The organism is Bacillus gaemokensis, assembly GCF_001590835.1.
GTDB classification, from domain to species: domain Bacteria; phylum Bacillota; class Bacilli; order Bacillales; family Bacillaceae_G; genus Bacillus_A; species Bacillus_A gaemokensis.
The window spans coordinates 77267-93474 of sequence record NZ_LTAQ01000008.1; the positions used below are offsets into that span (position 1 = coordinate 77267).

The 16208-nt window shown below is 34.0% G+C and carries 13 protein-coding genes and 1 pseudogene; 6 read left to right on the forward strand and 8 right to left on the reverse strand.

Annotated elements, in window-relative coordinates; all coding sequences use genetic code 11:
• Nucleotides 1-25: 25 nt before the first annotated feature.
• Nucleotides 26-1057 carry an ElyC/SanA/YdcF family protein gene (locus tag AZF08_RS09960; RefSeq protein ID WP_033676349.1) on the reverse strand — a complete coding sequence of 344 codons (1032 nt, stop codon included), beginning with the start codon at nucleotides 1055-1057 and terminating at the stop codon, nucleotides 26-28.
• 789 nt (nucleotides 1058-1846) lie between these two features.
• On the opposite strand from AZF08_RS09960, the gene AZF08_RS09965 reads away from it, so the two are divergent.
• Together AZF08_RS09965 and AZF08_RS09970 are read left to right on the forward strand one after the other, a co-directional pair.
• Entirely contained in the window at nucleotides 1847-2080 is a 234-nt protein-coding gene (locus AZF08_RS09965; RefSeq protein WP_082246145.1) for a spore germination protein, read from the forward strand.
• Nucleotides 2081-2091: 11 nt separating this feature from the next.
• Nucleotides 2092-2754: an NAD(P)H-dependent oxidoreductase gene (locus AZF08_RS09970; RefSeq protein ID WP_033676353.1), complete on the forward strand. Its 663-nt coding sequence runs from the start codon at nucleotides 2092-2094 to the stop codon at nucleotides 2752-2754.
• 468 nt (nucleotides 2755-3222) lie between these two features.
• Here the strand turns inward: AZF08_RS09970 and AZF08_RS31195 are convergent, their stop codons facing one another.
• Together AZF08_RS31195 and AZF08_RS28555 are read right to left on the reverse strand one after the other, a co-directional pair.
• Nucleotides 3223-4497: a hypothetical protein gene (locus tag AZF08_RS31195; protein ID WP_235190081.1), complete on the reverse strand. Its 1275-nt coding sequence runs from the start codon at nucleotides 4495-4497 to the stop codon at nucleotides 3223-3225.
• Nucleotides 4498-4941: 444 nt separating this feature from the next.
• Complete coding sequence (locus AZF08_RS28555) at nucleotides 4942-5553, reverse strand: TetR/AcrR family transcriptional regulator (RefSeq protein WP_082246146.1); 612 nt, start codon at nucleotides 5551-5553, stop codon at nucleotides 4942-4944.
• 114 nt (nucleotides 5554-5667) lie between these two features.
• Here AZF08_RS28555 and AZF08_RS09985 point away from each other — a divergent pair, with 114 nt between their 5' ends.
• Nucleotides 5668-6105 carry a hypothetical protein gene (locus AZF08_RS09985; RefSeq protein ID WP_033676355.1) on the forward strand — a complete coding sequence of 146 codons (438 nt, stop codon included), beginning with the start codon at nucleotides 5668-5670 and terminating at the stop codon, nucleotides 6103-6105.
• Nucleotides 6106-6714: 609 nt separating this feature from the next.
• Here AZF08_RS09985 and AZF08_RS28560 read toward each other — a convergent pair.
• The 3 genes from AZF08_RS28560 to AZF08_RS10005 all read right to left on the reverse strand — a co-directional run bounded on the left by AZF08_RS28560 (nucleotide 6715) and on the right by AZF08_RS10005 (nucleotide 9779).
• Nucleotides 6715-8045 (reverse strand): IS3 family transposase gene (locus AZF08_RS28560; protein WP_235604055.1). Its coding sequence is split into 2 segments (ribosomal slippage): nucleotides 6715-7673 and nucleotides 7673-8045, totalling 1332 coding nucleotides; the frame shifts between segments, so codons are not numbered across the junction.
• 227 nt (nucleotides 8046-8272) lie between these two features.
• Complete coding sequence (locus AZF08_RS10000) at nucleotides 8273-8821, reverse strand: MerR family transcriptional regulator (protein ID WP_033679128.1); 549 nt, start codon at nucleotides 8819-8821, stop codon at nucleotides 8273-8275.
• Between the two features lie 490 nt (nucleotides 8822-9311).
• Nucleotides 9312-9779, reverse strand: coding sequence for a hypothetical protein (locus AZF08_RS10005; RefSeq protein ID WP_235190158.1), 468 nt, complete (start codon nucleotides 9777-9779; stop codon nucleotides 9312-9314).
• A gap of 608 nt (nucleotides 9780-10387) precedes the next feature.
• Here AZF08_RS10005 and AZF08_RS10010 point away from each other — a divergent pair.
• The 3 genes from AZF08_RS10010 to AZF08_RS10020 all read left to right on the forward strand — a co-directional run bounded on the left by AZF08_RS10010 (nucleotide 10388) and on the right by AZF08_RS10020 (nucleotide 13731).
• Complete coding sequence (locus AZF08_RS10010) at nucleotides 10388-12472, forward strand: serine hydrolase domain-containing protein (RefSeq protein WP_033679127.1); 2085 nt, start codon at nucleotides 10388-10390, stop codon at nucleotides 12470-12472.
• A 297-nt stretch (nucleotides 12473-12769) separates the two neighbouring features.
• Nucleotides 12770-13336: a cupin domain-containing protein gene (locus tag AZF08_RS10015; RefSeq protein ID WP_033679125.1), complete on the forward strand. Its 567-nt coding sequence runs from the start codon at nucleotides 12770-12772 to the stop codon at nucleotides 13334-13336.
• A gap of 182 nt (nucleotides 13337-13518) precedes the next feature.
• Nucleotides 13519-13731, forward strand: a complete 213-nt coding sequence (locus tag AZF08_RS10020; protein ID WP_235190157.1) for a hypothetical protein — start codon at nucleotides 13519-13521, stop codon at nucleotides 13729-13731.
• 256 nt (nucleotides 13732-13987) lie between these two features.
• On the opposite strand, the gene AZF08_RS10025 is transcribed toward AZF08_RS10020, so the two are convergent.
• Together AZF08_RS10025 and AZF08_RS10030 are read right to left on the reverse strand one after the other, a co-directional pair.
• A complete protein-coding gene (locus AZF08_RS10025) occupies nucleotides 13988-14626 on the reverse strand; it encodes a MarR family transcriptional regulator (protein WP_063177275.1) in 639 nt (212 codons plus the stop codon).
• Between the two features lie 279 nt (nucleotides 14627-14905).
• A pseudogene (locus AZF08_RS10030) lies at nucleotides 14906-16208 on the reverse strand (plasmid recombination protein); the annotation flags it as partial.

Consider the following 16208-nt stretch of genomic DNA (forward strand, 5'->3'; position numbering starts at 1 on the left):
GTGAAGAAGGCTTTACTTATTCATGTTAACTAAATAAAAAGCTAAGAGTCGTTAAGATTACAGAACATCCTAAAATAACTCCTACGACCTTAATATGACGCTTACGGCTCATAACAACAATGGCAATATACTCTCGAATCATTGCATTTGGCCAGTAATAGAAAGCGGTTTTTGAACCAATTCCTTGGCTATTGAGACCAGCTTGTTTTGCGTATAAGCCAGCACGGAAAAGGTGGAAATTATTCGTTGTAAAGATGCTTTTGTGTGTATCACCTTTTAATGAATCCATAATTTGTTTCGAGAAAAGCATGTTTTGATACGTATTTACGGAACGATTTTCTTGCATGGTATGCTCGATAGGAATTCCTTTTTCAACAGCATACTTTTGCATTGCTTCTGCTTCTGGAAGATTTTCATCTGGTCCTTGTCCACCTGAAAAAATAATTGTAGGTGGAGAAGCAACAGCTGCCTGTTTCTGGTAGAAATCGATCGCTTTATTAATTCTGCTTGCTAAAAGTGGTGGTACTTTATCATTAATTAATCCACTGCCAAGGACGATAATGAAATCTTGATTACGTCTTGGTCTATTGAATTGATAAAGGAAATAGGCGGTTAAGAAATTTGATAAGTGTATAAAGAAATATAAAATAATAAGAGATATTGCGCCAAATATAGGCTGAAAATGAGAAGAAAACAAGCTTGCTGGATTAAAAATAGGCACTAGTAACCATAGTAAAATGAATATACCTAAAATTAAAGTTAAACAATTAGAAAAGCGTCGCCCTTCTTTTCTAATTAGTGTTTTGGCATTGAGAAACAAACCAACAATTAAAGCGATTATACCAAAAGGTAACATAACGAGAAGTGCCAAAAAAGGTATAGCAACAATGAAATGTAAATCTTCATTACCTAATTGGTAAGATACGATAAGACAAAAAATAAGAAATGAACAGAAAAATGCGTTAAACAAAAAGCCATTTATTATTCTTCTTGGATCTTTTAAGTAAAAATAAAGAAAAATAATGAATAACATAAGAGGAATAATTCCAAAAACCATAAATATTATACACCTCAGTTTTTATATGATTGTTATAAAGTTCCGCTTCATTATATATTATCTAAAAGAGTACAGTTAGAAAAATAAATATTTAAAACTTTCTCAATAAACAATATAGATAAATATGGTAAAATATATTCAAAGCGATATATTAAAAGTAAAATGGTTTAAGTTAGGGAAAGGCACTCTTTAGAGTGTCTTTTTTCTATATAAAATGCATTCAATATGCAATTGTGCATATTGAATGCATTTCAAGTGAAAAACGGAAAGGAACCAATTAAACTATGATTTGTGGATACGCTCTATAAAGCAGAATTTCTTAATAAATAATGATGCATCTTGGATTCTTTTTGTATCTAACAATCTTGTACTAGTCACTAATTCTGTTTTATAGGGTGTATTTACGTGTAAATGGGATGGGGTTTCGACATATAAAGGTTATAGACAAGTAGGGGCGTCTTTTCACGAGGCGTCTCCTTCTTTTTGCTGTAGTGAAGTACTTTCTACTATCTTTATAGGGATAAGTATCTATACTAAACATTAGCAATCTTCCGTATAAAGATTATCAATTCACTGTATATTCGATTCATGTTACATTAATTTTGAAAAGGTTTTCTTTTTCAAAAAATTACCCCTAATAAATTTTTGAAGAAGTCAATTGTCTCCAAATCAGTCTTGTAAAACAAAAAAACACTCATTATGAGTGTTTTTTTGTTTTACAGGAAAGTTTTTTCTTTTTTTGAAACATGCTATTTTTTTAGGCACTCTTCATAAAATGAAAATAACATAATGAAAGTGAGTGATACGATGCCTGCTGTTATCGATGGTGTGGTTATTGAAAACTGTAACGGAGCACTGAATTTAGGTGATAAATACAATGTAAGACCAATGGAGCAAACGAAAGCATATAATGGTTCTGGGTCATCTAATACAGGGTTTACGGTGAAAGCTTTTAATGGAATTAGTGCTGCAGATGTATATGACAAGGATACAAATGATCAAGGAATACAATTTTCGTTATAGGGGTCACCATCATGCCCATCAACTTAAGAATAGAAGCATTCAAATACAGACACGCATGTAAAGAGTTTGATATAGATAGAAAAATCACTAAGGAAGAATTTGATTTTATTCTCGAGACAGCAAGGTTATCGCCTAGTTCTTTTGGGTTTGAACCTTGGAAATTTATTGTTTTACAAGATTCGACATTGCGTAAAAAATTAATTCCAGTCACTTGGGGTGGTCAAAAACAACTTAAAACTGCAAGTCACTTTATTGTCATACTAGCACGGACAAAAAAAGATATGTCTGCTGACTCTGATTATATATTGAATATAATGAGAAACACTCACAAATTACCTGAAAATATCATTTTACAAAGATGTTCAGCCTATGAGAAATTTCTCTATACTGATTTTAAATTGTTCGAAAATGAAAGAGCCATGTTTGAATGGTCATGTAGACAAACATACCTTGCACTGGGCAACATGCTGACATCTGCTGCCCATATAGGTATCGATTCTTGTCCAATAGAAGGGTTCAATAAAGATAAAGTAGAGGATATCCTAGTAAATGAAGGCCTTATGGATAAGAACCGCTTTGGAATATCATCCATGGTCGCTTTTGGATATCGTGTAAATCAGCCAAGAGAAAAAACAAGGCAAACTATAAAAGAAATTGTACAGTGGGTCCAATAATTAATTCTTTACAGTAGAACTAGATATATTTTAGACTGTTTTTGTTTCTATTTTACACAATCATGATAGTGGTAAATCAATCACATTTCTAATTTAGTGATATCAGTGTATGCACATGATAGAGCCAACTCGAATAATAAGATGAATAGCAGTCTTTCACAATAAGGCACACTTCTTTCACAAGAGGTGTCTTTTTTGTATTGAGCCATATGGGGGTTCAGCCCATTGCTATCAACTTAAGAACTTCGTTGTTCCCCGAAACGAAAAAACGAGCTTAATTCTCATAAATAACCAAATGTAGAGAAGTGAAATTTTTGTTTAGGGGATAGTTCAAATAGGTAAGGGGTAATAAATTACTAATACTATAAGAATCCCAAATTATGAATTACACGAAAAAGGACATAGAATATGGATTCTATGTCCTTTTTACAGCGTGATTTAGAAAATAAGGAGTTTTTTCGTTCAAACTTATTTTTCTAACACATCTGAACGAACTAGTTTTAAATCATCTGTTTTAATTGCACCTGTTGAAGTGGATGATACGTTTACTTTAGTAGATGTATCCCAATAATGGCCGCCTTGCCAGAACTGTGCAAAAGGTGATTTTACTGTTTTATTTACAAGTCCAGCAGCTACTGAACCTGGTTTTAATGTATATTCAGCAGTAACTTGATATAATGCTGCTGTAATCGTTCTATCTGTATCGTTAGTAAGACTAAATTTACGAGATACTGTTTGTTCTTCACTTAATGAGATACTTGTACCAAATGTACTTTGGAACTCATAACTTGCTCCAATTTCAAAAATATCTTCAATACCAAAACCAGCATTTACACCTACTGTATGAGCAAATGATTGTGACTGTTCATTTGTCATCCCCGTTTTGATATCAAATGTTACCTCATATCCTGTGTTTTTAGCTGGGATTGATGCTGAACCACCAGGAACTTTTTTAAGATATTTCTTTTCTGTTAATACAGCATCTTTTAGTGGATTAAATGGTGTCTTCGCTGAATAACCAATTGTTACTGCTTTTTCAGCTCCCCAATTATTGTCGCCCCAAATAACCTGGATTCCAAGCTCATCTAAACTTTTCTTTCCAAACTCGTCTATAATTGCTCTTCTTAAGCTAGCTTCTCCTATGAAATACTCTGGGTTTCTAAAATCATTTTCTGCTTCACTTTTTTCGTAATATTTATTGTTTAATACTCTTTGTACATCAGGGTCATTTGGATCTTGAGCATAACGAGTGTGGAAATAGTTTTCTAATGTTTCTATAACAAGTCCTTTTACAAAGGACTCACCATAAGTGCTTCCAAAATATTCTTCGATTTGGGATTGGCTATACCCCATAAATTGTAGGTCATAATAAAATCTAGGTGGCGGATCCATATGTTTTAACTCTTTGTTTCTCCAATCCCCAATAATTTTATTGCCATTTGTATAATTATAATCTAAATATAAATATTGAAGAGGTTTTGCTTCCTTGATATGTGGTGGTGTAACAGATGGAAAGTTCGCTCGAATGATATTATTATTGATATAATCTGCATCAAACTCTTTGTTTACATTGGAATTTTCTTCAGTCATCTGTCCATCTTTAAGATTTAATGTTGGATTTTCTTTTTCAACAGAAGTAACTGTGCTAGATACTGTACTTGCTTCTGCTCTTAAATCTAAAACTGGACTTGCTAGAACAGCAAATGCTAATGCTGCTGGAATTACTTTTTTCATATGATACATACTATCTCTCCCTTTTCTTCATTATTTCTTATTCTCTAGTGATATTGAGTCAATCATATATATTAATTCTTATAAAAGCTTTTCACAAATGTTACAAAAGTCTTTCACAAATCTATTATTTTTATTTTTTGTGTATATAACGTTCCTTTTATATAGAATGATTTTAAAGTTCAAACAAAAAATGAAAGTAAACTTTTAAAAATTAGTTTACATTCGAATCCCCTTAAACATTGACTTCATCCCAATTCCCCTGATATCCTCAAAATACACAACAAAAGTATACATTCAAAACACTGTAAATATAAAGATAAAATCTTGTATATCCATTTTACATAAAAAAGAAAAAACAAGGATTCCACCTTGTCCTTGCTACTAATAAAATAGGTTATGTTAACCTTACATGTATAGAGTATTCATAAACTATCATTCAAATATTATATACTCCTATTCATCTTTTTTATTAGGTTCTTGGATTTGAAGTAATTCAACAAAAACACTTAGCATGTCCTGTATTTGAATTCGATTATCAACAAAATGTTGCAAATTAAATCCATTAAAAAGAGCCATTCCTGCTGTTGCTAAGATTCTGGCATCCAATGAACTTCCGATAATACCTTCATTTTTCATTTCTTGAATAAAATGTGTAGTAAACGTCCTCCATTCTTCCATCTGGAGAATAAGTATCTCTTTTATCTGTGGTAATTCATTCGAAATCATACATCCTTGAAGAAGCATAGGAGAAGACCCCTTTTCATAAGCCTCATTGACCAAACGCATGCTATGCTTTTTAAATTTATTTAGTAAATCTCGATTTTTTTCATTAAGAGCTTCTTTTAAATCTTCAAAATAGAAATCAATACCTTCTTTTATCAGCCTTAGTAAAAATTCCTCTTTGTTAGAAAAATGAGCATAGAAAGCACCTTTAGAATAACCAGCATGTTTTACAATCTGATCAACGCTTGTACTAGAATATCCCTGCTTAGAAAACAATTCAATTCCCGATTGCATTAATTTGTTAATTGTATCTTTTGATTGTTTCTGATGATAATTCACCATAGCACCCCTTTTTTTGAAAAAACTGAATATTTAATTAATCATAACACATTCCTCAGCATATAATGCATTAATTGATACCAACTAGTTGGTATTTAAAAATAAGGGGGGAAATCAATGAAAAATAAATTAAAATCTCTAGGTTTGGCAATCGGGATATTAGTGGCTTTATTTAGTTTTCAAACGTCTAGTGCTAGTGCAGAAGAATATCCATTTACTAAATTTCAAACTGAAGATGGACGATACGAAAAAACAATTATCACTACTAGTACACTTAATGATGTTGAGGTTATTGCAGATACTACGTACCGTATCAACAAGAACTCAGGTATTAAGACTGAATATTGGGATATTAGTCCTTTAAGAGTAAGATTATGTAGTGTATCTACTGGAAGCTGTACTAGTTCAAAAGCTTTCTTTGATGGGGAAGGTTCTTACAACAATGCTGATTTTATAAATATGAAACCTGGAAAATATTATGTTGATATCACAGATACTTTGTCAAATTACCGTTTTGAAGGAATAGTTGCTGTTAATCTTTATAATTATTATTAATTAAAACTAGATAGAAGTTCACCACAAAATAAATCTCCAAAACCAATTTATTGTGGAGAGCAACTGTTATATCCACGTTTTCTTAGCAAATCCTTTTATCTTCGCAACGGCGCGGCAATACCGCGCTTCCTAGCCCAGTACCAGCGCGTTCTTGTAACCAAAAACAAAGTAGCAATTAAGTGTAGAATTCTAAAAGAGAAAAGAGGAGGCAAGCTACGGGTTTGTCATGACAAACCCCAAAAACTACGTTTTTGACTTGGTAGGAGATTCCTACAACCTTTATCGTTTTTTCGGCCTCAAAATTTCATTTTCTCGTCCTAAAACGGTTGTCGCTTCGCTCGATTTTCAGCAAATAAAAAAACTGATCTTTGTCAGTTTTTTCTTGCTAAAGTAACAAAATAAATTATTTTTTCCCTAATCACAACTACACTGGTATTAAACCAATTTAACGAAAGAAAAGTTCCTTCAAATTTTAAAATGTACCCTTTGTAAAGGACATTAAAAAAAGCCTAGACAGCTTGAAGAAGATGATCTCTGTATTGTACAGGGGTCATCTTTTTTAAATTCCATTGATAAAATGTACCCTTTGTAAAGGACATTAAAAAAAGCCTAGACAGCTTGAAGAAGATGATCTCTGTATTGTACAGGGGTCATCTTTTTTAAATTCCATTGATATCTGTAATAATTGTAGTAGATCATATATTGTTTAATTTCTTTTTTTAATTCATCTAGAGTTGTACATGCTTGAATAGAGGMTTCATCTTTAAGATGACCAAAGAAAGATTCTTGGGGAGCGTTATCCCAACAGTTTCCTCTTCTTGACATGGATTGTTGTAAGCCTAGTTTCTTAACTGCTTTTTGAAAATTAGGGTGCGTATACTGAATACCTTGATCTGAGTGAATCAAGGCATCTTTGGCTTTCTGAAAGTTTTTGTTCCTTTTTAACTTTAGAAGGGTGTCTGTAGCTAATTCTACAGTCATTCGTTCTGATATATGATGGGCTAAAATTTCACCAGTTGAACCATCTTTAATGACTGATAAGTAGGCTTTCTGACCTTTTCCATAAAATAAATATGTGATATCTGTTAGGAGGACTTTACCAGGGATTCCTTGCTTAAATTGGCGATTCAATAGGTTTGGCACAACTCGATGTTCTTTTGTAGCTTTCCTAATTCGTCTATAAGGATTTGCCTTTCTAATTGGGCATATAATGTTGTATTTCTTCATGATTCGTCGTATACGTTTCAAATTGTAGACAACCTGAAATTGACCCGCCAAAGTCATTTTGATTTGGCGAGCCCCTTTCTTACGACCTTTGAAATGGAAGGCTTTTAGGATGAGCCCTTTTACTACCTCATCCTTTTCATCTTTTTGATGTCTTCGTTCCTGTGATTTCACAGAGAAATAGTTATAATAACCGCTTCTTGAGACACCGGCTATTCCACATAGGTATTTCACCATATGTTTGAGTTGATATATTTCTATCACTGAACGAATTAGGATATATTTCTGGCTAGAGAGAAGGGCTACTTTTTTAGCCCCCTTTCTATCAAACGAATCTTTTTTAACAGTTCATTTTCTGCCTTTAGTAAGTTAATTTGAGCTTCTAAGCGAGCGTTTTTCTCCTCTAGAGTCAGTTCTCTTTCTCTAGAACGCTTTGAATTTCCAAATCTAGTGTCACGTAGGCCGCTAATCCCATTTTCATTGTAAGCTTTTTGCCATCTTTTACTCGCTGCCTTAATTCTATCCATTCCTAAGATTTCTACATCAAACCCACATTCTTCAAAGATTTGTCTTGGAAACTTTCCTTTCTCTTTTTCCTCAATACATATACGCTTAAATTTATCCGTATATGTGATACTTTTTGAACTGACAGATTTAACATATTGATTAGATGATAATAGCTTAATTTCTTTCTCTGTAAAAACCTTTTTACTCATAAATTTCCCCAGTCTTTATGTTTTTCTTAATTATATACAAAAACCCTATAGGGAGACTTTTTTAGTGTCTACTCTATAGGGTACATTTTATTTTCTGAAGNAATTTCCCCAGTCTTTATGTTTTTCTTAATTATATACAAAAACCCTATAGGGAGACTTTTTTAGTGTCTACTCTATAGGGTACATTTTATTTTCTGAAGAAACTTTTCTTTCACATAATCAATTAATTAGTCTTTAAACAAACCGAAAAAACCTTTCCGTTTTTGTTTCTGTATATCTCTAATGTTTTCAAGCAATAACTGATCTCGTTTCTCTAACTTTTTCTCTATAAAAACTTCTAATTCACCATTCTTCTCCTCTACTTTAGTTAATTTTCTCTCAGTATTAACTAAATGTTCTTTTGTAGTAACTAATTCATTCGTAATCTCTTGTAATTTTTGAACTAATGCTTGATTAAACTGATTTTGTAATTGCTGATTTTCTAATACTTCATCCAATTTCTTTTCTAATTCTGATTTTTCTTCTTTGGAAACAAATAAATCAAGTTCTCCATTCCGCCATGCTCGAACTTGATCGTAAGACCATTTTTGTACATGTATTTTTTCTTTTATTCCTTTTAATTCTTCAATATTTTCCTTAGAGTACCTACGATGTCCTCCCTGACTTCGCTCAGTTTGTATATTAAATTCGTTTGACCATACTTTTAATAAATCGGGAGTAACCCCTAAATTATCAGCAACAATTTTCGGTGTGTACATTTCTGATTTTAATTCCAATTTTAATTCCTCCTAAAAAACGGAATAAGCTTTTTCACTCAGAAACACTATTATATCAACATTTCAATCAAAAACGGAATTCACTTACAATTGATTTCACAACCGATTTTAAAAACGAATTGATTTCGAAATCAATTCGTTTTTAAAATCGGTTCCTCATTACTTCTCGATAACAACATCAAAATCTTTTTTCTCTATACAAGATTTTATGCAAAAAAAGAGTAGCGAGGATCCCTAAGATTCCCGCTACATCAACGATGTATAAAATCCTGTATAAGAAGATAGATAGACATAAAATCAAGAAACCTCATGAAAACAAGAATTCTATCAAAATATTTGCTACCGATAATGAGACGTTATGTTAACCTTACATGGATTTTTATTCATCGCCATTTTCACAGTTTAAAATGACAACTTGTACCCATTTTTTAGGTGTAGAAAGAGCTTCTAATAAATAGAAGTTCCTCCTATGTACATGTACACACACGTATTATTCTATATGAGCAAATTTAACTTTATTTGGATCTACCTTTGCGTTTATAACTTTGACCTTTACAGAATAGACAGCATTTTCTAAAGAATTTATAGGAGCTGAAAATGGTTGGAAAGCTGAATGATTATGATTAGGGATAGTGGCACTTGTTTCATACGATAAATCACCTAGTAAATTATAAAACTCAAATACTACACGGCTTGATTCTTGTTCAGTAGATGAACTTAAATCAGCAATTCCAATAAAAGTATTGAAATAAGGGTAGTATCTTATTGGATCCCCATCATAAAGCCAAAACTCACTTTCATTTATGGATGATTTTTCATTGTTAATTTGAGCGGAAACTGTATTCTGAACAGGACTATAAAATGCACTAAAAATTAGAAATCCTATACTCATTACCGGAATAAGAATTCTTTTTTTCATTTTAATCGCTCCTCTAATTACATTTTTTAACAATTCCATAATACTAATTCCCCTCTAATGTGTAAATATGGTAAAAGATTATTTTTTATTGAAAAATACTTTGAACTTTCGGGCATAGATACTCCTTCTATCCTAATTATAGAAGCTATTTTGAACGTAAGAAATTTGTAAAGAATAGGTAAGAAAAAAGAAAGTTTCATTGTATATGATAAAAATATAACGAGACGTGAAAGACAGAAAAGATATGACTTATATACAAAAAACAAACCAGTAACAAAGGATATGACTATTCCTTCCTTTTGGAGCCACTCGCCAATTTTTAGAGGTTTCAAGGCATTTTACTATACCAAATATAAATTCGATATAGTTATTGAATGAAAAATTATTAGTTTTCTTTACCGAATATAAAAAATTAGAAAAATAGGCTTATAAGGTGCGTTTTTCTTGAGTGACAAAAGAAATGAATCGTTGCCGTACCCCTAAACATTGGCCGTCAATTTGAACAGTGTAGGTAGAGCTAACAGTTCTGATCCTTTTAAAAATATTTCACTTGGGGTCACCTTATCAAAAAAGGAAAATTGTACGTTACGACACGATTTAGACACATTTAAGTCAATATCTTGTACGTTAAAGGAGGCAATTCTCTCATGAAAAATAAACTATCTGGGGTATTAGCCGCTACATTAGCACTAACGATGACCCTACCAACAGGGGCGATAGCGTCTTCTAACAGTAAAACTCCAGTTGTAGCTAACCAAGAAGTTGCTAGCCAAGAACTGGAGAAGATTGCGGCAGAGAAGGCTGCGCTACTCACGAAGTCCCATGGTACGACTAGTGTGCAGTATGCGCTAATTGATAATGGAAAACTTATTTTGTCGGGTCAGACAGGTAAGAACGATATGGAAGGGGAACAGCGGCTGACTAAAGATACTATATACGGGGTTGGTTCAGTCAGTAAAATGTATGCAGCAGCGGCTGTAATGAAATTGGTTGACGAAGGAAAAGTCGATTTGGATGCTCCTGTCGTCCACTATGTTCCTGATTTCAAGATGAAAGACGAGCGATACAAACGCATTACGCCTCGTATGTTGTTGAACCATTCCTCCGGCTTGCAAGGTTCCACATTTAGTAATGTATATCTATTTAACGATAATGATACCTATGCCCATGATGTCTTGTTACGACAATTGTCCAACCAGAGCTTGAAGGCGGATCCTGGCGCGTTCTCGGTATACTGCAACGACGGCTTTACGCTAGCCGAGATTTTGGTGGAAAGAGTCAGCGGTATGAGCTTTACCGAATTTCTACACCAAAAGTTTACAAAACCATTAAAGCTGAATCATACGAAAACGCCACAGGACAAATGGGAAGACGAAAAGCGTGCTGGACTTTATTTTCCGGCGTACCAAGAGCAGCTTCCCATTGAATCAATGAATGTGATTGGTTCGGGAGGGATTTCTTCTACGGCAGAAGATATGGTACGATTCTCACAATTATTTATGGGGCAGGGAAAAGGTATCCTCTCTGATAAAGCGGTCAAGGCGATGGAGCAAGAGGAATATAAAAAAGGAATGTGGCCGGGGGATGGAGATAATATTTTAAACTATGGACTTGGCTGGGATAGTGTGAAACTATACCCATTCAGTGAATATGGGATAAAAGGCTTGGCTAAGGGCGGTGACACGGCACTGCAACATGCTATACTGGTCGTGCTTCCGGAACAGAAGATGGCAGCGGCTGTGTTGTCATCCGGTGGCCAAAGCTCTACAAATCAACTGATGGCAACTCAATTACTGCTCGCCGCGCTCAAAGAGAAAGGCACAATTAAAGATATCAAGCCGAACAAATCTTTTGGCAAGCCGATCAAAGCTAAGATGCCTCAAGATGTGGCAAAGAAAGCAGGCTTTTACGGCAATAGCGGAAGTCATTTCAAAATAGAAATTACAAAGAATGGAGAACTGTTCTTACCATCTAATCGAAAAGAAAAATATGTATATACTGCGAATGGAAGCTTTATTAATAAGAAGGGTACTTCCAAGCTCAACTTCGTCACCGAGAAGAATGGAAGAACTTATTTGAGGGAGAGCACATATCAATCGACGCCAGGCTTAGGGCAAGATGTGTTAACTCATTATTTAGCTGAAAAACTAGAAGACAACGTGCTATCGAAGAAAACCGCTGCCGCATGGGCGAAGCGGGAAGGCGTCAAGTTCTATCTCGTAAACGAAAAATTTAGTTCTGCTGAATATCTCGTTGAACCGAAAATTCTTACCACACAAATTACTCGCAAGGAAGGCCTGGCGGGCTATTGGGACGGCAGAAAAATTACAGGCCCGAACACCGCGGCGCATCAGCTCCAAATTCCTGTAATGAACGGCCGTGATACGACGGAAACTCATTTCTATACAGAAGACGGCAATGAATATATGGAGATGAATGGATTGTTATACGTAAGTGGATCCAACGTAAAACCGCTTGATTCAGGCCAATTATCCAAAGTTACGCTGCAAGCAAATGGGCATGCGAAATGGTTTACGATCCCGCAAGCGGCAGCAGGGAAAACGATGACCGTGACGTTGTCATCGAAAAGTTCGTTCGCGGTGTATGATGAGAAGGGAGTATGCGTCAATTTTACCGTTGTGAGCGGCAATAACAAAGTAAAACTGCCGAATAACGGAACAGTTGTATTTGCTGGCGCGCCGAATTCGGAATTTGCAATCACGTTGAACTAGCTACAATTCAAAATGAACTTCAACAAAACCAGTACGACACAGAAAAGATGTTTTGCTGGTTTTGTTTGTATTTACGCATTATCACAAGTCCTAATTTAAACTACTGTAACATTACAGCCTTACAAGATAATACTACTAAATAACTTCTTACAACTACCACTAACGATAATTATGTAAACATAAAAGTCCCCCAGTTAAACAATCTGGAGGACTTTTAATAAGTCACCTTGAATCTAAGTACATTCCCTTAATAAATGCATAGAATAATTTTGTAAAAACGTGAAAGGATTGGGGAAAATGCACTATAATCCTTATATATATCCATATCAATATATTTATTATGTTAATGTACCAATACCAATGTATAACTATGGAAGACAGTCTGTTTACTCGACTTTTCCTAATGAGATAGAGCATGCAAACAGATTTGATTTTTTTCGCTCTTCCAACGGTGACAGAAGAATTTCGTTAACAGATTATGGACCAAAACCATTTGTCGTTAATATCAATGAAGCAACGAAGCAAAACAACACCTATCGTACTGCTTTATGGACAGGAACACATTTACAAGTTACTTTAATGAGTCTCAATGTTGGCCAAGATATCGGTTTGGAAATGCATTCTAACGTTGATCAATTCTTACGTATTGAACAAGGCCAAGGGATTGTTCAAATGGGCAAGAGTAAAGATAATTTAAACTTTAAAAGAAATGTCTATGATGATTATGCCATAATGATACCGGCTGGAACATGGCATAATCTAACCAATACAGGTAATATTCCTCTAAAACTTTACTCAATATATGCTCCTCCTAACCATCCATTTGGTACTGTACATGTAACAAAAGCTGATGCTATAAGCTGAATTAAACTATTAGAAGTAGTAAAAAGGATCTTAAATTGAAGATCCTTTTTTTATGCCGATAACGATAATTATGTAAATGAGCTGTCCATATGGGCAGCTCATTATATTTTTTTGCTTAGCATGATTTTGTTCGTGTCTTTTAGTTTGAAATTTGCTTTTTGGCTAGAGTGCTGGCTCGTCGTGTGGGGGCGAAACCCCACGTATTACGTATCTATTTTGTGAATAAGGACTATTTTAGAACGAATGATCAAAGCGGTTCGGCTCGTATACTTGCTCATCCAAGTCGAGAACCATTGCTTTGCTTTTTGTCTGTCGGCTTGGCGAGAAAAGTACACGAGCCGAAAAAAGTTTTGCAGGGACAATATCAAAAAGAAAAGGCGGTAGCCTTTAGGTGAGGATTAACGAACCGACTTTTTGATATTGAGGGTGGAGATTTTTGAGTGGGTTTCTCAAAAATACGACCCGTTCCTTGCGGAACTTTTAGCCCTATATATAAGAGTGAGAAGAGCAAAGTGAAGAAAGTCAGTAATATCAAAGGTTTATAGAAGATAGGGTGTCAAAAAAAAGTGACACAGGTGTCAAAAAAAAGTGACACCTAAAAAAAGGTAAATAACAACAAAAAAAAGAACGCAAGAAAATTTTTGCGTTCTTTTAAAATAAATAAATAGGTAATTTATGTTTTTTCTTTCCTTGATCTTCGACTTTAAAATTTCTTAATGAATCCCTAAAAATATGTTGAGTTGCTTTATCTATTCCATCTTTAGGAGAGCAACACATAACATTTGGATTTACAAACCATGTACGGCTAGTACAAACCCGTCCATCTTCAGTTGTAACACCTGATTGTGCAACTGCTAATATTCCCTTTTTTAATAAACCATTCATAACACTAGAAATACTTTGACGAGTCATTTTAAACTTTTCAGCTAAATATGTAGGCGATGCTGGATTATTTGTCTCACGTTCTACGAGAACATTGGTTTTAAACTCTACAGATGAAGTTAATTTGAATAAAAAAGCTTCTTCTTTACTACTTAAATAACCTATTTCAATCAGATAATCTATATTATCCATTATAATTTGCACAAATCTCACCCGATCTGTAGGTTTTTTCTTTTTACCTATGAAATATTCTTCCCCACCAGACATTTTACTTAACATCTGTAAAAGCATAGCTCTTTCTTCTTCTGAATATCCACCAGTTTGCAACTGATCATAAATACTATCAATCTTACTATCTCTTATTTTCGCTTTTTTTTCAGCTTGTCCAAAATCTACAACTTTTGTCATAAAATAATTCTCTCCCTTAGTGGAAGGAATCAACTTTTATATGTTAGAATGTATATAGAATATATATTGGTTGATTCCAACCTTATTATGAAAAACCGCCTTGCCGTCCAAAGCTTGGGCGGTTTTTCTCGTTTGTATGTCTTTCTCTATAATAACATGAAACACCTTGTTAAAGCTTTCCATCCCTTGCAAAAACACAAAATTCAATTCCCTTTTTCATCTACATTTCTTACATTTAATTGAATTTCTTTTTAATTTTTTCATCAGAACACCTCCTATCTATCTCTCCATTTCATATCCTTTCTGTCTACTCATTTCTTTTTTATGTTCACGTTCAAAATGATTATCTGCCCCTTTATCGTCTAATTCATTTTTGATAAGCCCTCTAAACGCCTTAAATTTCTCTTTAAAGACTTTTTTCGTCTGTTGATATAAAACCCTTATGTTCACCTGTAAATCTTTTATATGAACCTTTAGCGAGCCTATTTCTCTATTTAATACACCAACTTCTTTTTGCAACTGACTTTTTTCTTGTTTCAATGTTCGATTTTCTTCCATCCACCCCTCTGCATGCGCTTTTAAACTTTCATTCTCTTTCACAAAATCTGTTTTTCTCAAACGCTCATAATCTTTTTTGATAGTAACAGCTGCATTCACTTGTTGTGTAAATTCTTGATATTGTTCTGGTGATAATACATAATTCTTTGTCTTTTTCTTCGTGATTTCAGCTTTCCCAAACATTTTATCTTGTACCGTTGTAATTACTTCTCTACGTAAAAATGGAATTTTAACAGGTACATTCGGTATCTGATCCTTAGCACTATCCAATTCCTTTTGCTCTTGTTTCACCTTTTTTTCTAACTCTATATATCGCTGACCAATCAGCTGTAACTTTTCACTTTCACTTTTTACTTGTTGTTCCACTGCTTCTAACTCTTTGTTGTTTCACCTTTTTTTCTAACTCTATATATCGCTGACCAATCAGCTGTAACTTTTCACTTTCACTTTTTACTTGTTGTTCCACTGCTTCTAACTCTTTGTATTTATCAGCTACATGTRTTTTCACCATCTGTAATTCATTTACTTTTTCTTCAGCATGTTTCATATGATGGTCAAAAACTTCTAACTGCATTTCTTTTTCATATATTTGATTCTCAACGGTTGATTTCATTTCAGCATATTCCTTGTATTGACGGACTTTCATGTACTTATGTGAACCTACATTCGCTCGTTCAAATTCTGGAATTTGTTCTTTAGCCAAAGATTCAATATAAGCCGTTTCTAATTGTCTCCAATTCGCAATTAACTCCGTCCCTTTTCCTTGTATACCTTGTTGTTGCAAGGCTCTATCCATTCCGACACGCCTCGTTAATCCTCGACTACTTTCGAAATTCGGTACATAGTTAATATGTAAATGCGGATTGGCTTCATCATCATGTAAAACCATGTTATAAACTACTAGATTTGGATTCCGCTCTTGAAACGCCTCAGCATACTGTTTTAACGCCTCTTTCTTCGCTCCCCTATACTTCGGGTCATCTTTCCCCTCTCCAAGCGCTACAACCAATTCTCGTTGCTCATG